This is a genomic window from Deltaproteobacteria bacterium, assembly GCA_016930875.1.
In the GTDB taxonomy this organism is placed as follows: Bacteria; Desulfobacterota; Desulfobacteria; order Desulfobacterales.
The window spans coordinates 1-19754 of record JAFGFW010000195.1 but is presented as its reverse complement, the minus strand read 5'-3'; the positions used below and the strand labels follow the sequence as shown (position 1 = coordinate 19754).

The following is a 19754-nucleotide window of genomic DNA, read 5'->3' as shown; positions in this document are numbered from 1 at the left end:
TTCCGTTCAGTTTATCCCATCAAATAACCATCAAATAAAGCGGAGCTAAAATCTTAGCCCCAGAAAGGAACATATTTGGCGTATTTTTTGGACATTGGCGTTTCATCTACCCTGGCAAACCCGGTTTCCATGGTTTCTTGGATAATCCGCAAGGCGATGGCGCTATTGCGGGGTTCTATGCCGAAACGTTCGCGTAAGCTGGCGTTGGTCATATGGTCACGGTTTACGTATTTCAGGCAAGCGTGCAGATAGCAGGCCCGAATATGAACGCCTTTCTTCATCTCGTTAAGAGCTTTGGGCGCAACAATACATCACATCGGCTTAATAATAAACATAACCCGTTAACATTTTTGAGGTATTGGGCCTGCCTTTTTATTTTTTATTATTTTTTTATTATTTTTTTATCCTTCGTCACTAGAGGCTGTTCTCTCGCCAAGCACCCATTGAGAATACTTACGTGAGCCTACGTTACAAATGACTCGAATACGTGATAACTCGGCAAGAAGATTGTTTATCTTTGCCCTTTTCTGTTTCGCGGAAACGGGTGGCTACATGGCTTTTGACCCGGTAGCCCACTGAAATAATCATGTCCAGGTTATAAAAATCAACCATGCGGGTGACATTTCGCTGTCCCTCTTTTTGAACTATTCGGAATTTCCGAATAGTTGCATCCGGGCTAAGTTCCCTTTCATTAAAGATGTTTTTGATATGTTCATTGATAGTGGGAACTGTGACCTGAAACAGGTCCGCCATCAGTTTCTGGGTCAACCAAACCGTCTCATCCTCAAGGCGCACGTCTATTTTGACCCGGCCGTCTTCCGCCTCATAGACCAGGAACAGGCCCCTGCCGGAATCGGGATTATTAATACTGCCACCTCCAGCGTCAGCCGTGTGCCTTCGATGGGGCACATTCCCATGCAGAATTCCAGTTTTAATAAATCTTCTTAAGGAATCAAGGAGTTGAAATGGCTCCAGCTCAATTGTCTCCGCAGTGCGGAGACAATTTTGGGGTCAGGAAACACCTCGGCAAAGCGCACCATGGAGGCAAGATTGCGCTGTGAGAACCAGCGGCCGAACTCCACTGTCAATTTTGCAGACAGCGTCTGCAAAATTTCCGCTCCATAGGCCGCCCGCTGTTCTTTAAGAATCTCCCGCCGTATGCGATCGCCGGCTTGCCAGTAGAGCAGTGTCAACTATGCATTCGAAGCCCAGGCAACGTTTCCGCGTGCTCTTATAATCAGGTCGCAGACCTCGGTCAGAAGCGTCTGGTTCAGCAGGGTGGGCAGCATACCTGTCGCGTTGCTTTTTCCTTTGTGGCCTTTATTCGATTTCATTGCCTTCCATTCAAACCTGCAAGGAGTTTGTGTTGTGCTTTGACCATCTCATAGGTTGTGATTCGGTTGGTGATGGTGAATCTTCGGTTGAAAAGGCTTTTCATAAATATCCCTGTATGAGAAGTCACCGTTTTCTACTTTCCTGGATCACAGGAAAGTAGCTTTCCGACGCTGTTCCATCCGGCACGGTGGATGGTCGGTAATTTTCTGTTTTAGGCAATCGCGCATACACCCTCTGTCCGAGGCCTTTCGTAACCAACTGTTGAAACTCCGGATCGTTCATGAATTTGGCAAAAAGCTCTTCGTTCATTTCCATGCGGTCGATAAATAAGGATTTCAGGACCTGCCTGAAAACGAGGTGGAATTTATCAATAGGATGCCGTGGGGTTCTTGTGACATGGCGCTACATTGGCAACTGTCTGTAACTATACAATTATATTGCATATGGCAGGTTACGACCCGCCTTTGGATGACATAATTCTTATGCCCAGAAGGGCACATAACAGGCATCCCTCCGTGTTCCACTGTGCAGCCGGATCAGGCCGGCATCAATGGCGTCGCTGATAATCCGTGACGCCAGGGTATAGCTCGATTCCTTGATGCACAGATGCGGAAAAGGGTGGCCACGTGGCTCTTGACCCGGTAGCCTACTGAAATAATAGTATCAAGATTATAAAAATTGGTCTTGTACTTTTTCCCATCTGGGGCAGTTGTAAAGAATTTCTTTTCAACTGAATCTTCGAGCAGCTCACCTTCTGAAAAGACCTTTTTCAGATGCTGTCCGATGTTATGTTTGGTTTTCTGAAACAGATCCGCCATCAGTTTTTGGGTCAACCAGACGGCCTCATTCTCAAGGCGCACGTCTATTTTGACCCGGCCGTCTTCCGCCTCATAGACCAGGAACAGGCCCCTGCCGGATTTGGAATTATCAATGGTTGCCAAATCTTTGCTCATAACCTCGACCGACCTCCAGCGTTAGCAGGGTGCGTTCAGTGGGGCACATTTCAGTGTGAATTCCCGTTTCAGGGTATCATCGATGGGAATCAGGGACTTGAAGTGGGTCCATCCCAATTGTGTAATCAGTGATTGCACAATCTTCAGGTCGTGAAACACATCGGCAAAGCGAACCGTGGAGGCAAGATTGCTCTTCGAGAAGCCATTACCAAATTCTGCCGTCAGCTCTCCAGCCAGCTCCTTGAGCAGGGCTTTGCCGGATTCGGCCTGTTCGGCCCCTTGTTACTGGATGCTGCAAGAGTTCCTCGTCATAGCACCGAAAAACGGGGCAAGGGACGGTAACTGCCAAAAATTGGGGGGAACGGTGTCTCGCGCGGTAATAAGAGATCGAGACGCTCTTCTTCGCAATTCTCCAATCGAAAAGATGCTCTCCAACCTACCCCATGTCGTCGAAGCTGTAATCCGGAGCCGCCCTGGGTATTGCCGTTACCGATTTGTCGCCGTTGAGACGGTTTCGAACAGCAATCTGCCGGCATCCAGTTTCGGTACACGCTTGGAGAGATGAAGCATCTCGATGCCGATCACCTTATCGTCTGCATTGTAATCCAAGATAATGCCCGGCGACACTTCTTCAGACTCCACCGCACTCGATTCATCGAGAGTCAAGTAAAGTGCATCTGCTTCTTTGTCGATTCTTAGTCTCATAAGTGACCTCTCGTTTTGCGGTCGAAATACATGGTGATCACCTTTTCAGGTTTTGCCTGTGTGTTCACTATCACACGAAGAACGCGATTGTCACGCTCGGCGATGACGGCAAGCCGGTGTTCAAGAGCGGGATCGATAGCATCCGGCTCACACCGCTGAGGTGCAATCATCGTCTGTTCCAGCCAGGCCGCGGAAATCTCACGTTTTTCCATGGCATTACGAGCGTGTTGAGTCAGGATGTAATTCATCAATCCTCCCATTGCCGATTGTACAAACCCAGTCTTCCAACAACTATGCCGCCTCCGGAAAACCCCTCGCCTGTTCGATGCGGGCAAGACCGGCGGTGATGCGGTTGGTGATGGTGAAGTTCGGCCTCATTCCCCTCCCTTCGGTTTGGACACTTTTCACGTTCTTCCCAAACGGACTCCCCAAGGGTTTACGGGAAGACTTTATAGCCGTTCATTTTGCCAACACCTCGTGAACATTCGTCGCGACCTTGAAGTTGACGCCCAAGGCGTCGAAATGGGCCTGACCGCAATCGATTTTCCGGTTCTCGATTTCACGCCGGTTGTCTCGGTCGTGCGTGCTTTTGGTTTCCCGCACCAGATAGAGCTTGCCGCCGTTTTCGGTGACAACAGCCCAGTCTGGGTTGTAGTTGCCCATAGGGGTGGGCACGACAAACCAACGCGGAAGCTTGCAGAAAAACCTGACGTTTTCGCTGGCGTCCAGTTTCTCTGCGATGTCGCGTTCCACCTCTGAATCATAGGCAATGTAATCATAAGGGGTACGGTCATCGCTGCTTTGGATTTCGTACAGACGCGAGAGATACTCTTCGATCTCTTTCTCTTCGAAAAGCCGCATTTCGTAGATCTGCCCCTCCAACCGCTCGTACTTGATGCCGTCCACCACCATTTCATGCAAAGCGCGATTGATCAGTCTGGCAGTCTCGGTCATGAACGCCTGGGGATTCACGGCAAACTCTTTCAAGCGATCAGATTGTTTCAGGATTTCAACCAGCGTGCCTCTGGTCAACTCGGTCTCGCGCTGCAAAAAAGTCAAAATGTCCGGCAAGAACACCGGACTTTTCGCATATTCCGTGCGGGTCGAAAGGACTTTTCCTCGCCCCACGCCTGCTTCAATGATATCCACATCGGCCTTGTCGATCAAAATGCGGACCGCCTGGATTTTTTCCATTTTGCTGATTTTGTCCACTGATCGGGCAATCAAATCTTCTGTTTCAAATTCCACGGAATAGCGGGTCTTCTTGTTGATTTTTTCCCACAGCGCCTTGAAGTCTTCATTTAATTCAATGCGTTTGTTGTATTTCAGCGTGCGGCGGTCCCTGGCATTGACCACGCGATTCTTAAAGACATAACGCTTCATTTCCTCCGTGATTGCAGCTCTCAACGGCTCCAACTCTGAAGGCAAGTCAAGTTGGAAGCCTTCTCTCTCAGGAGCGAACTCGGCCGTGAGATCTCCCGCATTATCCAAGTATCCCTTGTCCTTCAGGGTCTGCCATATTTTTTCGGAGCCTGCCTGGCCGATGGGTTGATCCGTGGCCTTATCGATCAAGCGGGCAAAGGCGATTTTGGCAATACGCCCGAACTTGAATCCGCCGCCCACATCCCTTTCGATGTCCTCCTGTAGCCCCCGCGCATATTCTTCAAAAGACTCGCTGGCAATAACGGTCAGCTTGTTGATGTTGTCGTCAAACACCCGAAGCCCGTCCTGATTCACCGGCAACCGCAGGCCCCGCCCCAGGGTCTGGCGTCGCTCTCGCTCCGTGCCCATCTCCCGCAGGGTGCAAATCTGAAAGACATTCGGATTATCCCACCCCTCGCGAAGGGCGGAGTGGCTGAAGACGAACCGTAGCGGCTCATCGGTAGAAAGCAACCGCTCCTTGTCCTTCATGATCAATTCGTACGTTTCTTCATCCGCCTTGGTGGTGCCTTTGGTGTCTTTCAGTCCAACAATCTTTCCCCGTTTTTTGTCCACAGAAAAATAGCCATCGTGGAGTTCTTCGACCGCACAGGGGAGCAGGTCCTTGAAAAGCGGTCTTTCAGAGATCTCTTTGTAAGCCTCCTCAAACCACGTCGCCATCTTGCCCTTTTGCGGATTGCCTCCCTCGTCATACCAGCGGTAGTTGGCCACCTTGTCGATGAAAAAAAGCGACAGGACCTTGATCCCCTTGTCCTTAAACCTGCGCTCTTTTTTCAGATGCTCCTCCACGGCCTGGCAAATCTGGGTCTTGAGGATCTCATCTGACATGCCGCCCAGCTCCTGACGGACCTCCAAAACCTTGCCGTTGGCAAATTCCACATGCTCCAGGCCTTCTTCGGCACAAATATTCGTCACGATATATCCGTCGTATCCCGGACGGTTGGTCTGCTGACTGATGTCCGTCCCCTGCTTGAGGGTGATCAATTTGGGCCTGGGTGCGCTTTTTTTGTCCACATGGATGGTCGCCTTTGCGTGGGGGGTCTTTGCCCCCTTTGCATAGCCGATTCTGTCCAGGCGAATGAAGGCGTCATTGAAGTTGTCTTCGGAACGGATGGAGGCCACTTCGATCTGCTTGACCAGGCGCATGTCATAGGCCCGGATGGGATCCAGATTGTAAAGAAGGTTGTAGGGATTGACATGGGTGGCCGAGTAGCGCAGGCAGAGCAAGGGGGTCAGCGTCTTGATGGCCCGTTTGGCTTTCGGCGTGTTGTCCACGCTTTGCGGTTCATCGATGATCACGATGGGGTTGGTCGCCTTCACATACTCAATCGGGCGGCGGCCCGACATCCTGTCCTGCTCCTGGTGGATGACGTTCAGCTTTTTGCGCTCTTTGTCCGTGAGACTGGCGTAGTCCTCAATATCCCCGGCGTCTTTTTGAAAGGCCTGGATGTTGATGATCATGATCTGGATTTGGTTGCTCACCGCAAACTGACGAACCTTGCTCAGGTCTTTTGAGTTGTAGACGAAATGGTCAAAGGGCACATTGTCATAGAGCCCTTTGAAGTGGTCGCGCATCAGGTTGATGGATGACAGCACCCCTTCACGGATGGCAACCGACGGCACAACGACGATGAATTTCCTAAAACCGTACCTGCGGTTCAACTCAAACAGGGTGCGCAGGTAGACATAGGTCTTGCCCGTTCCTGTTTCCATCTCCACAGAGAAGTTGGCAAATTCGTAGGTATCGCTATTTTCAATGAGGGAACGGGACTTGGGTACTGCATTTCTTTCCTGAACGGTATGCAGGTTCTTCAGGAGCTGTTTCGGTTCCAACGCCAACTGGTTTCCCGCGCCCAGTTCATTGAAGAGCATGCCGTCTTGTGCTCCCCAGTTGATCTCAAACCCGCTCCCCTTAGAAGGCAGCCCTTCAAACAAATCCGTAACCGAGCTGATGGCTTCAAGCTGGTATTCAAGGTTTGCGTCAAACTTGAGTTTCATCAGGCGCTCTCCCTACACCGTCCGAAAAACGATCTGTTCGGCTTTGTCCCGTCCCTGATTGCGGGCGGCAAAGGTCTGAACGGCATTGGCCTTGAGTTGATCGTTGCCCTGAAAGCCGCGGTCCAGGCAGATGAACTGCATGGGTTCCGACTCGGCCACCGAGTCGATCAGCTCCCGGGTGATTTCATTTTCAAGGCATATGAGCAACGCCCCCTCACCAACAGAAAAAACTGTCTTGCCGGCCAAAGCTCGTTTTTCCACCTTTTCCGTTGGCATGAAGCCCGCCTTCAACAGCAGTTCAAAAAGAATGTCCTCCTGGGAGGCCTTTGGATCGATATGGTCGATGTGAAGTTCAAGCTGCTTTTCCAGTTCCTCCTCCGAGGCATTGGGCTTTGAACCGTCCCAGACCTTGAAATTGGATTTGTCGAGCTTGAGGACCTTGAAACCAAGATCAAGTTCCGGCTGTTCTTCTTCAAGCCCAGGGAGCCTGCTTTGAGGGTCGTTGGCTTTTTCGGCTTGCTCTTTCTTGATCTTTTTGATGACTCTCCGGATGCGTTTTTTGCCTATATCGGCGATTGTTTTGTAGCCTGCTTTGTAGGCTTCGGATTTTTCATCGCACGGCTCGGGGATCTGAACCATGATGAACTTGCGATTGCCACCGTCCTTCCAGTTGAAATCAAGAACCGCGTGAGCAGCAGAGGAAGAGCCACAGAAAAAGTCAAGAATGAGGGAATCTTTCGCACATGAATGTTCAATAATACGTTCGATCAACTTGATTGGTTTGGGATTGTTGAATACTTTCCCGGGAACAAGACGCTCCAAATCTTTTGTCCCGTCATCAGTACTTCCCGCATATTCATAAGGCCAAAAATTAATTGGAGTAAGACTACGGGCTTCAGATAAGAACATCTTTCTTGACGGTACTGATTGCTTGCCATCTGGCCCCCAGTAGAGCCGGTTTTGTGCCTTGAGCCTTTCAAACTCCTCTTTTGAACGCCTCCACGCATTCCTCGTAGGGTGGGTTATTTCACCTGTGTTGGGATTCTCAATAGGATAGCACAGGTTTGGCCTTTGTTGGGGAGATGCTGGGTTCAAAAAAGAGGCACCTTTCCATGGCCCTCTACGATCGTTGTCTGGATTAGAGTAACGTGAATCGGTCTTTTCTGTGCGTGGCAGCAGATTAACAATAAAAGACTCCGACTTTGCGTAAATTAACATATGTTCAACCACCGCAGTGAAGTCGATAGTATTGTTGCTGCGTGTGTATCTCTTTTGCCATATTACATCTGCCTTAAAATTTTCCTCTCCAAATATTTCATCACAGACCTTCCTCAAATTGCTGACCTCGTTGTCATCAATCGAGATGAATATCACCCCATCGTCTCGAAGCAAATTTCTCGCAAGATAAAGCCGGGGCCACATCATATTCAGCCATTTGGTGTGAAAGCGGCCCTCGTTGGGCGTATTGGTGGAAAATTTCTTTCCTTCGTCATCCACCAAGCCGGCATAGGCCAGATAGGTTTCCAGGGACTCCGCGTAGTCGTCGGGATAGATGAACTCGTTGCCGGTATTGTACGGCGGGTCGATATAGATCATCTTGACCTTGCCGTAGTAGGATTTTTGAAGGAGCTTGAGCACCTCCAGGTTGTCGCCTTCTATAAAGAGATTCTCGGTGGTGTCGAAATCGACCGACTCCTCGCGGCAGGGTTTGAGGGTAGCTATGGACGGTTGCTGGATGAGCTTTATGCAATCCTTCTTGCCGGGCCAGTCCATGCCGTAGCGTTCCCTGCGGGCTTCAAGGAAATCGCTGAAAGTGCCTAGCTCGGCCTTAAGCTTTTCAAAGTCGATGGATTCGACCAACTCCCCTTTTTCGTTGCGCGTTTCCGAAAAGACCGTGGGAAAGAGCTGTTTCAGCTTGGCCCTGTTGTCAGCGCCCACATCCATGGATCTCAGATCCATTTTTTCGGGCATCCTAGGTTTTTTGCTCATCCCTCTGTACCCCTCAGTTGGACTTCAAGCGTGTCGTGAAAAACTGAAATGGTATGCGGTGTTTCATCACCGCAACATTGTTTAGCGTGTATTGTACCCCTTGGCCTTCAACGTCGGATCAACGAGAAAAAGCGGGGTTCCGCCTCGTTGAATGTCATTGAACCTCCCAATGCCCGCCCTTGGCCGGGCCGATGCGGCGGAGTCGGCCTGGCTCCTGCAAGTTTTTGATGTTCAGCTCTTTGGATCGTTCTGTCACACCGATCAATGAGGCCAGTTCAACAATGGTCATGTGCTGATCCTGTTTCAATGCATCTAGAATTTTCCCCGACGTTTTCCCCGACGGTTTTGAGAATTCTCCAGGAGTTTCCAATTCGTTAGGTGAACTTTTCCCGACGTTTCGGTGAATTCTGCTGGGCGACGGTTTTCTTCCGTAGTGTACCTACCATGTTCAAGGTTGCCTTAGAACGTGTCCATGTCATGGACAAATCGAAAAAACGTGTCCACAAAAACTGAAAATATCGACACGTTTTTGCCATGCGTCGATTTCGTCATCAGTCCGTCCCCTTATCCATCATTCCGGTTAGGCAGATCCAATCTTCCCTCTTTCAACATCCGATCGCAAAACGCATCCAACTGGGCCCGAGCCAGCTTGGAAGGCTTGGCTTGCCCATTTTCCCAGCGATTGACCGTGGCATAGCTCACGCCCAGCTCCCGGGCCAGATCCTCCTGGCTTATGGCGAGTTGCCGGCGGACCTCCTTTACCAATAAGGGGTAATCAGGGTGGATGGATTTCATGGGCTCTTCCTAAAAAATGATCATCATTAATAATAAATTTGATAACAAATGCTATATCACTCGCGAAAAAACCTGCAACCTTTTTTCGGACGAAATCGCTCAACACCGGATCCGTCAGAAAAAGGCGGGATTCCGCCTCATTGCAGGTTATGGGGGCACCGTGCCGTTCCGCCTGCCCGCAGCTTTTCTAAGACGGGTCTTCGAAAAGATTCATCTGACGATCAGCGCCGGAGGGTTTGGACGACGATCGGGCTTGGCCCTTCCTGGATGCCGCCCTTTTTGGTTTGGAGACAGGCTTCTTTTTCTTCACCGTCCTCTTGGCTGGGACGCGTGGGGTGTCGGGGGAAAAAGAGGGACGGTCAATCAACGAGCCGTCCAACATGCCTTCGGGAAGGATCAACCCCTCTTCTGTTTGCACAAAGTTGAACATTTTCACAATGTCCGGTGCGCTGAAGTCACGGGTCCCGTAGCGCAGATCGCACTCACGCCGGATCTGGAGGGCCTTGTTGGCCACTGTCTGCTGTTTCACGCCAAAAAAAGTGCAAAGGTCACGGGCTGTAATCGTCAACTCGCGTTCTTCATCGAACAGGAAATTAAGGTACGCAATCACGTGTATAATGGCTGCAGCCCATATTTCCGGGCGGCCCCGGCGCAGTGAAAATTCACGGCCGCTGTCCAGCCGGTCGCACAACCTGAGTGCAAAACCGGTGTAGGTTTCGTCAAGCTGCTCCCGGCCGAAATCTTCGATCATCCTTCTAATGACCTGGTCAGGGCTCTTTTCCTTTTCTTTGTCGGCTTTTCGGGCTCTGGCTGGACGAGGCTTGTCAGGCTCATCGAGGCCCAGGCGGCCACGCACTTCTTCGATGGCGCTCAAACCCACAGCCCCCATAATCTTGTCATCGGCCATGGAGCGCTCGGCATCCAGCAGCAATGCCTCCACGCTTTCCCGGCCGTCAGGCGTTTTCGCTGCCTGGCGAGGCGTTTTGCCGCCCAGTGCGGGCACTTCCGTATCCACCCACCCCTGCCAGTGTTTTTGTAACATTTCGGTTATCTGTCGTTTTACCTCCGGATCCTGCATCAGAATTTCATGTTGGGCCTGAGCATCTTCGGAAGCAGCCAGATCCTCGTCATCCATCATGGCATCGATATTTTGAATTTCATCTACCCTGAAGCGGGCACAAGGGCCGAGCCTTGTTTCGATCTCATGCCGGATTTTCTCGGCCCGCTTTGCCGAATTGACCTCTGACGTCAGACGGTTGCCGTCAATAATAAGGCGCCCCAGCAGGGTATTGGTCATCCCGGCGCTGGCTTTGTGATTCTTGCGATTCCAGGGAATTTCCACCCGCCGGATGCGTCCGGCCCCGTCGACGTCGGCCTGATCCCGGAGTTCATCAGCCGTCTCGGTAACGCAAAGGTGAGCGAGTTTGTCAAAAGCCGCGTCTGCCGAGTCGATTTCAAATACAGTCTTATGCATCTCCAGCAGATCGCCGTCGGTGTTGCATAAAGTGGGAGGCGTGTGTACATGCCGATCAACATCCAGATAGACCTGCCTTATGTCCAAGTCCCGGTCATTGAGCGTCTCGTCGCTGACGACCGACGTTCCAGCCTGGAGGTCCCGCCGCAGTCCGATGAGCCCCGGCTTGTAGCTCGGTGGAATCGCATAGGCGCTCAGCCCCATGATCATTCCGACGCCATCCACGGAAACGGCCCTGCCGAAGAGGATGTCGCCCGGCTTGAGGTGCTGCGATCCGCTACGTTCTTCAACCGTGATTTCCTCGCCCGTCAAAACGTCCTGCATGTGGACACGCTTGGCCTGCTCCACACTTCGAACTTCCCAGAAGCTGTAAGGCTTGCGGTTTGCGGCCTGGATGAGCTTGCCCGCCAGACTGTCGAGTTTCCGGCCCCGGGCTTGGGCATATAGCTCGGCCACGGTGCGATCCGGCAGGCCGTGGAGTTCGACATCCGGATCCAACGCATCATACTCCCAGTTGAAGACAAACCAGGGCCAGAAGAGCCCCATCTGTCGTTCCAAGGTCTCATCATCTATCTGCGTGTTCGAATCGGGCCAGAGCCAGAATTCGTCCATGGCCGCCTCCAAAACCCCCTCGCCGAAAACACGCCCTGCATGGTCAACCAGACGGTCAAAGAGCTTGTCGTAGGCCTCTGACAGACGCCGGTAGTGAAGCTCAACCGATGTTGTGACATTGCTTGACAGGCAGCATTGCTTGTACTTTTTGCCACTGCCGCAAGGACACGGTGCATTGCGTCCGATCTTCATGAGCCTGTTTCCTTCCCGTCCATTACGTCAGATTTTTTGCAGATGTCATCCAATCCGGCGATTCCGGGCGACAGCCCCCTGCCACCGGGGACGTGGGACTATCTGTCAGAGGTGGGCCAACGGCAGGAAACCCGGAGGAGGCTTTCTTGAAAACCGTTTCCAACGACCTTTTTATATATCTCTGGGCCATGGCGTACCTCTTTTTTGCAATTTTGCATTTTTAATGCAAAATTGCAAAAATAAAAGGACCGTTAGCCCAATATGGGTCGCCGTCCCGGCTCCGGGAAGGTAAAAGGCCCCGCTGGACTCCTTTGAAACAACGTGCTGAAATGGTTTTTAATAACTCAATCCTTCATACTCTTGGCGGTGGATTTATGAAGGCTTTGTTTAACCTGTAGGCAAATAGCGGAACATGAAAAAGGCTGCCCTTGCAAGACAAAGACTGGCCTACATATAGTCTCACGTGAGTTCCTGTTTCATATAGAAAACGTACAAACCGGCAAAAACGATCATTGTCAGGACTTCCTGGATGACCTTGAGTTGGGGTAGAGCTTTATTCGTTAAGCAACCGGTTCGAAAACGGTCGCATTCGTGGTTCTTGGCCAGGCTTTCGCTTCTTCCGGGATTTGGCAAGCAAACGCAGTTTTTCAAAATCGCCGGCCACAAGGGCTTCTTTCTTGGCTCTGGGCCATCGCTTCACTTGAGCTTCTCGCTTTCTGGCTTCTTTAAAATTTTCAAACGGTTCTGAATGCAAGAGTTTGATAGGAGGATCAACTTTTGTTGTTCGGCAGGCCTTACCTAAGCAATGGTCTTCATAGCGCTGATTCAGATTTGTCGTTGCGCCTGGGTAAAGGGTGCCGGAACGGAGTCGGAGGATATAGAACCAAGCAGGCATTTTAACACAGGCAAATGGTGAGGCTTAATGTCTAAAGGCCCTTCGACGGGCTCAGGGCCATTTCGACTCAACTTCTTTCTTCGGTCGAAGACCTTGAGCGAAAAAGGACGCTTATTGAGCAATCAATAGCGTCCTTTTGAGTCGAAATGGCTCCCCAGCACGGACTCGAACCGCGGACCCGATGGTTAACAGCCATCTGCTCTGCCAACTGAGCTACTGGGGATCAATAACCTCAAAATAATAACAAATGATCTTTGAAAGTCAAGCCCAAGAAACTAGAATGTTCTGCCAACATCCTCAAAGTCGTTCACAAAACGCTTTCTTGCTATTTCATTGGATTCTGCCTGAAAGCCTTTTAAATCCCTTCTTGATGACACTATCAGGCATTTTGGCTATAATCGATTTCTGTATCCTAAGGGGGACGTGAAGAAACAGCTCCAAAATGGCGTGCAATCCGATAGAGAATTCCTTTTCGTACCATTCCATAGTTTTTGTTCTCTCTTGCACTTCCTTCTCAAACCTCGCCTTTTCTTCCGCCATGTCATCCCGTTGTATCAATTCAATGTCATCTTCTTCAGTTTTCGCCTCAACTTCAGGTTGTGAAGGCTTGCCAACAGGGAGTTTTGCTTTAAGACTGTCCAGTGCATCTTTGTATGAAGTCAACAGATCTTTCTGTGATGCCAATGTGTCTTTCTGCAAGGCCAACATGTTTGCCTGTAAGGCTAGTTTTTCTTTATGCAAAGCAACGTCGTCCCCCAAAGCCTTTATCTTTTTCTTGTGATGAAGTGCAAAAACAATCACTACAATCAGTACCGCAGCATTTATCCATTCCATCATACGCCTCCTGTCCTCTGTTTAGGTGCAGCGTGCAGTGGGAAACTATCACAAGCCTGCGTCTTGAGCAAGGATTTCCCTCACAACATCATCTTCTCAGTTCCAACATATCATGACTTTGGATCTACCTGTGGGAGTCAATATCTGCTCGACCACGGCAAAATGCTTTTCGAGAGCCTCCCTTTCATGTCTCAAGATGTGTATCGCCCTTTTGGCGCCCATGGAAAAAAGCCGAACATAGAATAAGAATCTTATCAGAGCACGCTTAGGCACATCATGTTCCATCATGAGAAAAGGTCCCCCGGGTTTAAGAACACGAGCAATTTCTGCTAGCGCACGATCTTGTGTCTCTCCTTTCAATTCGTAAAAGGCGTGAGTGCATGTCACGGCGCCAAACACATCTGCGTCAAAGGGAAGGTAGCCCACATCGGAGGCCAGCAAAAAGACGTTCTCATAGATTCTGGTTTTTTCTTGACCAACTCTCAGCATGCCTGTGGAAAAGTCCACCCCGACCACAAGTCCATCAGTTCCTGCCTTTTCCCTGAGATTGAGTAGCAACGACCCTGTTCCGGTGCAGATATCCAGGACAGACTCATTTCCCTTTACCGGCACCTGGTCTGAAAAGAATCGCCTCAGGGCTCCTTGGGCATCAGATGAATGAAGAGCCACAAATTTGTCATAAAATCGAGAAAATACATTGTAGTAGGATCGTCTGACATTTTTCATGATACCTCTCCTGAAACACCTGACCCGCGCAACGCCTTAAGGGGTCGTGGGACGCCGTTCGCCTTCAAAACTGGGGCAACTCGATCTGCCTTCAACATGGGGTTTGATATCCAAGATAGGTGTGCCGTCCTGCATGTCCAGCCCCTTGACATAAATGACGTTCTCTTGCCTCCCAAGAACCTCCAAAACCGACATCCCGATAGGGTTGGGGCGTATTGGAGAACAGATGCTAAAAACACCCAATCTCTTGCCACGGTGCCGGGGTGTCTGACTGAGAAATTGTGAGCTGAACTTTGTGCTTCGGTGGAAGTGAAAAATCACAACGATTCGTTGCCCGGACCTGATGTCTTTTAGTCCTTCCAGGTATTTCTCCTCAACCACCAACGTGCCCTCCACATCTGAAAGAGTCCAGTGTCGCGGAACCTTTTCGGCATCGGTCTTCACAAAACCTATAGGTGTCATTTCAATGCCCATGTCCGCTTCTCCTCTCTATGCCTCTCTATGCTTCAAAAAACCGCCAGACAAGAGGCTATCCCGCCCGAGTCCCTCAATTCCCCCAGGCCGCCCCCATAAGAGGCCTCGCCACCTTCCTTGGTATCCTCCCTAAGTATCCAACACAGAATCTGTGTCAACAATAATTTCAAGAAAAATTTATCTGCTCTCAACATTAAGGCATGATTCCTGCTAGCCGTAAGAGAGACTTTGATTGCCATATTTGGTTTTCTTCTGAAGGGCACCCGTGATCTCACCTTTTGAGATAGTTGCTCCGCCCATAGCTGGCCTCGGCAGATTCACCATCTTCTTGATTCAGGAGATGGGAAGGATTGCCGTATTCTTTTTCAAGGGTTTTCTCCTGATCTTTTCCATTCCTATTCAACTATCCAAGATCATTCACCAAGTCTACTTCATTGGGATGAAGTCGGTCTTTGTTGTTTCCCTGACTGCGGCCTTCACGGGCATGGTCCTTGGCCTTCAGGGCTACTACACGCTGGTGAAATTTGGGTCCGAGGGTCTGCTGGGCGCGGCAGTGGCTTTATCTCTGGTCCGGGAGCTCGGCCCCGTAATGACGGCCATCATGGTTATCGGGCGGGCAGGCTCAGCAATTGCCGCGGAGATTGGAATTATGCGGATTTCCGAAGAAATCGATGCCCTTGAAACCATGGACATCAGCCCAATAAGGTTCCTGGTGAGTCCCAGAATCGCCGCGGCCCTGATCAGCTTTCCCCTCCTCACCGCCCTTTTTGACGTGGTGGGTATTTTCGGAGGCTATGTGACAGGCTCGTGCCTCCTTGGCATCAACCCCGGCGTCTATTTCTCGCGGGTCGAATCCAGCGTACTCATGGAAGATATTGTAGGGGGATTCATCAAGTCGATTGCATTTGCAACCGTTGTTGCCACTGTCTGCTGCTTTCAGGGTTTCTTTACCCACACTCGTGCTCAAGGATTCGGAGCCAAGGGCGTCAGCCTTTCGACCACTTCGGCCGTGGTTATCTCCTGCGTCCTTGTCCTGATTGTTGACTACGTGCTTACATCCTTTTTGTTGTAGGGATCATGACACAGCCGCTCATAGAGTTCAAAAACGTCTCCAAGAAGTTCGGGGAACAAGCCATCCTGGAAGGCGCAAATCTGAGCATCTACCAGGGGGAGGTCACCACTATTATTGGCAAAAGCGGGGTGGGCAAGAGTGTGCTGCTGAAGCATATCATAGGCCTTATCGAGCCTGATTCCGGCCAGGTGCTGTTTAGTGGTCAACCACTTTCGGCCATGAACAAGGAAGAACGAAGGGCTATTAAAAGAAAATTCAGCTACATGTTTCAAAACACGGCTCTTTTCGACTCTATGACCGTCTTTGACAACGTTGCCCTCCCCTTGAAGGAAAGAACTAAGTTGCCGGAAGGAGAAATCCGAAGGCTTGTGCAAGACATGATGAGCAGGCTTGATCTGCACAAGATCGACGAGAAATACCCCTCCCAGCTTTCAGGTGGGATGAAAAAAAGAGTGGCGCTGGCAAGGGCCCTCGTTACAGACCCGGAGACCGTCCTCTTTGACGAACCCACTACCGGCCTAGATCCGATCCGCAAAAACGCTGTGCACAGTATGATCTCTGACTACCAGAAGAAGTTCGGATTCACCGGGGTGGTAGTCAGCCACGAGATACCGGACGTCTTCTATATCTCGCAACGCATTGCCATGTTGGAAGCAGGCAGGATCCTTTTTGAGGGGACTCCCAAAGAGATCCAACAGGTTTCTGACCCTGAGGTGCAGCAGTTCGTCCAAGGCCTGGAAAGCCGTCACGACGTCCTCACCGGCATGGCCCCCCAGCCACAAGGAGAGCAAAGATTCCGGGAAGAGATGGCCCGGCTCAAACGCCACCAGACGGCCTTTTCCCTAATCATCTTAACACTGGAAAATTTGGACGATATCAACGAAAAGGCAGGCTATGCAACGGGACAGACTCTGCTCAGAAACTTTGCCGAAGAACTGCGCAAACGTCTTCGAATTTCCGATATCTGTTCCCGGTACGGCCTTAACAAGATCATTGCGGTCCTTCCCAATAGCGATAAGGAGCAAGCTCACTTGACCTGTGTCAAGCTGGCCAACGAGCTGAAGACAGAGGAAATGCTTGAGATGAAACCCTATCCTGGATTTTGTTTTGCGGTCAGCGCAGGCTTTGCTGAAGCGCAGGAAAATGACCCCATAGAACAGGTTATTGTCAGCGCAGAATCGAGGAAGAACACGATCTATGAATTCCGTATCAGTTGATTCGTCGGAGGAACCATGAAAAAGACGTCCGTGGAAACGGCAGTAGGCATCTTCGTGATTATTGGAATCATCTGCGTGGGATACTTGACTATTAAGCTCGGGAGGATGGACTGGATAGGAGACAATCATTATCCGATCTACGCGCAGTTCCAGTCGGTGTCAGGTCTCACTGCAGGGGCCTGCGTGGAGATGGCCGGTGTGCAAATCGGCCAGGTCGATTCCATTTCCCTGGAGCAGGAAAGACTCGTGGCTCGGGTCAAGATGAAAATCCGAAAAGATGTGGTCTTGACGGACGACGTGATCGCTTCGGTGAAAACCTCGGGGCTGATAGGGGATAAGTATGTCAAGATCACACCGGGAGGCTCAGACGAGATTCTCAAGCCAGGAGACCTGATCACAGAGACCGAGTCGGCCATGGATTTGGAGGAACTGATCAGCAAATACGTTTTCGGCGGTGTGTAAGAAGTAGTGATTCTATTATGAAAGGAAAAGGCCATGAAAAAGATCATCCCTGTTCTTGTTGTGCTACTAATCGGAATGCCCTCTTTGGCCCAAAGCGCCCAGCCGCTTGATGCGCTTCGCGGGCCCATCGATAGCATCATCAGTGTCCTGAACGACCCCCAGTATCAAGACTCCGCTAAAAGGGATGTGGAGCGGGAAAAGATCTGGGAAATCATCTTCAAGCTTTTCGACTTTACGGAGATGGCCAAACGGACCCTGGCCCGCAATTGGAGGGGTTTTACCCCGCAGGAAAGAAAGGAATTCACGCAGGTCTTTGCGGAGTTTCTCGGAAACACCTATATTGATAAGATACAAAAGGATTACCAGGAAGAAAAGGTCGTCTACGTAAAGGAAGAAATGGTTACGGATTCCAAGGCCCTGGTCAAAACAAAGATAGTTAGAGAGACTCTTGAGATTCCGGTAAATTATGGCATGAAGCTACGTGACGGCGTCTGGAAGGTCTACGACGTGAACATCGAAGGTGTAAGCCTGGTGAAAAACTACAGAACTCAATTCAACAAAATCCTGTTGTCAAAATCTGCGTCTCACCTTATTGAAAGGCTGAAAAAAAAGATCGAACAGCAGAAAGAAGGCAACGCTGTCTCGGACCAGGCCGGCCTGGAAGCGCTGCCGCGCCCCCATTGCTGACCCTGATCCACGCCAGTCTGGCAAGTTCTCAATAACTCCGGATAATATCCCCCGCACTCCGCGAAACGAACGACGCATCTTCGCCTGAAATGCTCTTCTCGGCCAAAAAGAGCATTCGCGATTTTTTTGTTCAGCCATCGACGGCTTGTGCCGATAACTCATGTAGCATTATACCTCACACTCGAATATATGAATCAGAAGCGCCAGAGGCACACTGATGTCGCCGCAGCCCAAACGCAAAAGGCGTGGCAACCATCTTGTCTGTTTTGTAACATCACACAATCAAAGGAGCAAAAGCCGTGAAATACTTGACGTGGAGTTTCTTTGTTCTTGTTTTCTGTTCAGCCGGGTGCGCCCATCGTCCTTCAGAGACGTCATCCTCTGCCCCTGTAGCACAAAACCCGCAAACGACCCTCTCCACAAACGACCAGGCGCCGTCGGACATGGACGATGCGGTGAACGTTGGAGTTCCACAAGACGATGTTGCGCTCTCGGATGAAAGGACCGAAAAAAATGCGGCAGATAATGACCAAACCCCATTGGACCAAGGGACGGTGGGAGCAGAGTTCATGGATGACGACCTCGATTTTTTGGACGAAGAGACCGAAGAGGAGGTCATAAACGTGGCAGACCCGCTGGCTCCATGGAACCGGCTCATGTTTCAATTCAACGATAAGCTTTACTTCTGGTTTCTAAAGCCCGTGTCCACAGGATACAAAGCAGTGTTACCCGGACCGGTCAGGAGCGGTGTGCAAAATTTTTTTACTAACCTCGCTACCCCCATCCGGATGACCGGCTGCATTCTTCAAGGAAAAGGGCATGAGGCTCAGGTGGAATTTGTCCGGTTTTGTCTCAACAGCACCGTTGGCGTCCTTGGTTTTGGAGATCCTGCCAAGAACTACCCCGAGCTTGATCTCCACGACGAGGACATGGGACAGACCTTAGCTACTTACGGGGTGGGAGATGGGTTCTACATCGTGTGGCCCATCCTGGGTCCCTCGACTCTGCGCGATACCGCGGGAAGTGTTGGAGATCTATTCATGAATCCTGTCAGCTATCTGCCCATTGGAGTCTCCGCGGGAATAAGTGGCGAAGATAAGCTAAACCAGACCTCCTTTCGGACTGGTGATTACGAGTCTCTTAAAAAGGCAGCCATTGATCCCTACGAGGCCGTCCGGGATGCCTATATGCAGCATAGGAAAACAAAGGTGGAGGAATAGATCCTCTAAGCAATCCCCATCCCCTGCGTGCAACCTGGACTTGACTGCTGCCTTGCAACTTGCTCCCTTCACGGTTACGCTATCCGAGCAGCTTAAGAAGCCCAAAGGCTGCGGTCCGTTTATCAAATGTGAGCACACATTCAAGGCCCGAAAATCCCGCAGATTGGGCGATCAAAAAATCCGAAACGTCCATTTTGGTTTCTCGGGCCGAAGATACAAAGATCAGAATTTCTGATTGTGCCTCAAAGCCCAAAATGGGTATTAGTATAAGCCCACCAGACCGTTAGTATCCAAGACTCGCCTGCATTTTCCGCCTTATCCCAGCGTACATCTTCTCAATGGAAACGGGCTTCCTTCCCGGCTTGTGCAACCTGCCGAATACATCATCGACTCTCTTGGTGCGCCGAACCCATGGCTTGTTGGGGCTCCAAATACGCGCTTGACAACAGCATTTTTATATGTACAATAATTTGTACAGGAGGTGCTTTATGGAAGCTATAACCTATACAGCCGCCAGGCAAAACCTTGCGAAAACAATGGAAAAAGTATGTCAAGACCGCGCGCCGGTAATCGTAACACGTAAAACCTCTAACTCTGTGGTCATTATGTCACTTGAGGACTATGAAGCCCTTGAAGAAACGGCTTATCTCTTACGGTCACCAAAGAACACCAGG

At 50.6% G+C, this 19754-nt stretch carries 21 protein-coding genes and 1 tRNA gene; 6 read left to right on the top strand and 16 right to left on the bottom strand.

The window, feature by feature from the left end; translation table 11 throughout:
- Positions 1 to 53: 53 nt before the first annotated feature.
- The 16 genes from JW883_16380 to tsaA form a co-directional block, all read right to left on the bottom strand.
- Positions 54 to 281: a hypothetical protein gene (locus JW883_16380; GenBank protein MBN1843843.1), complete on the bottom strand. Its 228-nt coding sequence runs from the start codon at positions 279 to 281 to the stop codon at positions 54 to 56.
- Between the two features lie 187 nt (positions 282 to 468).
- On the bottom strand, positions 469 to 753 hold the full coding sequence (locus JW883_16375; protein ID MBN1843842.1) for a virulence RhuM family protein: 285 nt from the start codon (positions 751 to 753) through the stop codon (positions 469 to 471).
- Between the two features lie 191 nt (positions 754 to 944).
- Positions 945 to 1193, bottom strand: coding sequence for a hypothetical protein (locus JW883_16370; GenBank protein MBN1843841.1), 249 nt, complete (start codon positions 1191 to 1193; stop codon positions 945 to 947).
- A 678-nt stretch (positions 1194 to 1871) separates the two neighbouring features.
- On the bottom strand, positions 1872 to 2288 hold the full coding sequence (locus JW883_16365) for a virulence RhuM family protein (protein MBN1843840.1): 417 nt from the start codon (positions 2286 to 2288) through the stop codon (positions 1872 to 1874).
- A gap of 21 nt (positions 2289 to 2309) precedes the next feature.
- On the bottom strand, positions 2310 to 2537 hold the full coding sequence (locus JW883_16360; GenBank protein MBN1843839.1) for a hypothetical protein: 228 nt from the start codon (positions 2535 to 2537) through the stop codon (positions 2310 to 2312).
- A gap of 237 nt (positions 2538 to 2774) precedes the next feature.
- Entirely contained in the window at positions 2775 to 2993 is a 219-nt protein-coding gene (locus JW883_16355) for a DUF2283 domain-containing protein (GenBank protein MBN1843838.1), read from the bottom strand.
- Positions 2990 to 3241, bottom strand: coding sequence for a DUF4258 domain-containing protein (locus JW883_16350; protein ID MBN1843837.1), 252 nt, complete (start codon positions 3239 to 3241; stop codon positions 2990 to 2992). The genes JW883_16355 and JW883_16350 overlap by 4 nt, the downstream gene beginning before the upstream one ends.
- Positions 3242 to 3452: 211 nt before the next feature.
- Positions 3453 to 6431 (bottom strand): DEAD/DEAH box helicase family protein, encoded by a 2979-nt coding sequence (locus JW883_16345; protein ID MBN1843836.1) that lies wholly within the window; start codon positions 6429 to 6431, stop codon positions 3453 to 3455.
- Positions 6432 to 6443: 12 nt separating this feature from the next.
- Entirely contained in the window at positions 6444 to 8402 is a 1959-nt protein-coding gene (locus JW883_16340; GenBank protein MBN1843835.1) for a site-specific DNA-methyltransferase, read from the bottom strand.
- Positions 8403 to 8984: 582 nt separating this feature from the next.
- Positions 8985 to 9215 carry a helix-turn-helix transcriptional regulator gene (locus tag JW883_16335; GenBank protein ID MBN1843834.1) on the bottom strand — a complete coding sequence of 77 codons (231 nt, stop codon included), beginning with the start codon at positions 9213 to 9215 and terminating at the stop codon, positions 8985 to 8987.
- A 187-nt stretch (positions 9216 to 9402) separates the two neighbouring features.
- Positions 9403 to 11493 (bottom strand): SEC-C domain-containing protein, encoded by a 2091-nt coding sequence (locus JW883_16330; protein MBN1843833.1) that lies wholly within the window; start codon positions 11491 to 11493, stop codon positions 9403 to 9405.
- 459 nt (positions 11494 to 11952) lie between these two features.
- Positions 11953 to 12159 (bottom strand): DMT family protein, encoded by a 207-nt coding sequence (locus JW883_16325; GenBank protein MBN1843832.1) that lies wholly within the window; start codon positions 12157 to 12159, stop codon positions 11953 to 11955.
- A 376-nt stretch (positions 12160 to 12535) separates the two neighbouring features.
- Positions 12536 to 12611, bottom strand: a tRNA-Asn gene (locus tag JW883_16320).
- 107 nt (positions 12612 to 12718) lie between these two features.
- Positions 12719 to 13225: a hypothetical protein gene (locus JW883_16315; protein ID MBN1843831.1), complete on the bottom strand. Its 507-nt coding sequence runs from the start codon at positions 13223 to 13225 to the stop codon at positions 12719 to 12721.
- Positions 13226 to 13318: 93 nt separating this feature from the next.
- Positions 13319 to 13948 (bottom strand): class I SAM-dependent methyltransferase, encoded by a 630-nt coding sequence (locus tag JW883_16310; protein MBN1843830.1) that lies wholly within the window; start codon positions 13946 to 13948, stop codon positions 13319 to 13321.
- Between the two features lie 36 nt (positions 13949 to 13984).
- Entirely contained in the window at positions 13985 to 14422 is a 438-nt protein-coding gene (tsaA, locus tag JW883_16305) for a tRNA (N6-threonylcarbamoyladenosine(37)-N6)-methyltransferase TrmO (GenBank protein MBN1843829.1), read from the bottom strand.
- Positions 14423 to 14762: 340 nt separating this feature from the next.
- Here tsaA and JW883_16300 point away from each other — a divergent pair, with 340 nt between their 5' ends.
- The 6 genes from JW883_16300 to JW883_16275 form a co-directional block, all read left to right on the top strand.
- A complete protein-coding gene (locus tag JW883_16300) occupies positions 14763 to 15494 on the top strand; it encodes an ABC transporter permease (GenBank protein ID MBN1843828.1) in 732 nt (243 codons plus the stop codon).
- A gap of 5 nt (positions 15495 to 15499) precedes the next feature.
- Entirely contained in the window at positions 15500 to 16711 is a 1212-nt protein-coding gene (locus JW883_16295; protein MBN1843827.1) for an ATP-binding cassette domain-containing protein, read from the top strand.
- 15 nt (positions 16712 to 16726) lie between these two features.
- On the top strand, positions 16727 to 17173 hold the full coding sequence (gene mlaD, locus JW883_16290) for an outer membrane lipid asymmetry maintenance protein MlaD (GenBank protein ID MBN1843826.1): 447 nt from the start codon (positions 16727 to 16729) through the stop codon (positions 17171 to 17173).
- Between the two features lie 33 nt (positions 17174 to 17206).
- Positions 17207 to 17860, top strand: coding sequence for an ABC transporter substrate-binding protein (locus JW883_16285; protein MBN1843825.1), 654 nt, complete (start codon positions 17207 to 17209; stop codon positions 17858 to 17860).
- A gap of 299 nt (positions 17861 to 18159) precedes the next feature.
- Complete coding sequence (locus JW883_16280; GenBank protein MBN1843824.1) at positions 18160 to 19080, top strand: VacJ family lipoprotein; 921 nt, start codon at positions 18160 to 18162, stop codon at positions 19078 to 19080.
- 488 nt (positions 19081 to 19568) lie between these two features.
- Positions 19569 to 19754 (top strand): type II toxin-antitoxin system prevent-host-death family antitoxin (locus tag JW883_16275; GenBank protein MBN1843823.1); only part of this gene is annotated, 186 nt, incomplete at its 3' end.

Coding starts and splice junctions, on each gene's coding strand:
- JW883_16295 (MBN1843827.1), top strand. CDS start 15,500: ATGACACAGCCGCTCATAGAGTTCAAAAACGTCTCCAAGAAGTTCGGG.
- JW883_16310 (MBN1843830.1), bottom strand. CDS start 13,948: ATGAAAAATGTCAGACGATCCTACTACAATGTATTTTCTCGATTTTAT.
- JW883_16355 (MBN1843838.1), bottom strand. CDS start 2,993: ATGAGACTAAGAATCGACAAAGAAGCAGATGCACTTTACTTGACTCTC.
- mlaD (MBN1843826.1), top strand. CDS start 16,727: ATGAAAAAGACGTCCGTGGAAACGGCAGTAGGCATCTTCGTGATTATT.
- JW883_16340 (MBN1843835.1), bottom strand. CDS start 8,402: ATGCCCGAAAAAATGGATCTGAGATCCATGGATGTGGGCGCTGACAAC.
- JW883_16350 (MBN1843837.1), bottom strand. CDS start 3,241: ATGAATTACATCCTGACTCAACACGCTCGTAATGCCATGGAAAAACGT.
- JW883_16345 (MBN1843836.1), bottom strand. CDS start 6,431: ATGAAACTCAAGTTTGACGCAAACCTTGAATACCAGCTTGAAGCCATC.
- JW883_16335 (MBN1843834.1), bottom strand. CDS start 9,215: ATGAAATCCATCCACCCTGATTACCCCTTATTGGTAAAGGAGGTCCGC.
- tsaA (MBN1843829.1), bottom strand. CDS start 14,422: ATGGGCATTGAAATGACACCTATAGGTTTTGTGAAGACCGATGCCGAA.
- JW883_16285 (MBN1843825.1), top strand. CDS start 17,207: ATGAAAAAGATCATCCCTGTTCTTGTTGTGCTACTAATCGGAATGCCC.
- JW883_16300 (MBN1843828.1), top strand. CDS start 14,763: ATGGGAAGGATTGCCGTATTCTTTTTCAAGGGTTTTCTCCTGATCTTT.
- JW883_16315 (MBN1843831.1), bottom strand. CDS start 13,225: ATGATGGAATGGATAAATGCTGCGGTACTGATTGTAGTGATTGTTTTT.
- JW883_16365 (MBN1843840.1), bottom strand. CDS start 2,288: ATGAGCAAAGATTTGGCAACCATTGATAATTCCAAATCCGGCAGGGGC.
- JW883_16330 (MBN1843833.1), bottom strand. CDS start 11,493: ATGAAGATCGGACGCAATGCACCGTGTCCTTGCGGCAGTGGCAAAAAG.
- JW883_16375 (MBN1843842.1), bottom strand. CDS start 753: ATGGCGGACCTGTTTCAGGTCACAGTTCCCACTATCAATGAACATATC.
- JW883_16380 (MBN1843843.1), bottom strand. CDS start 281: ATGAAGAAAGGCGTTCATATTCGGGCCTGCTATCTGCACGCTTGCCTG.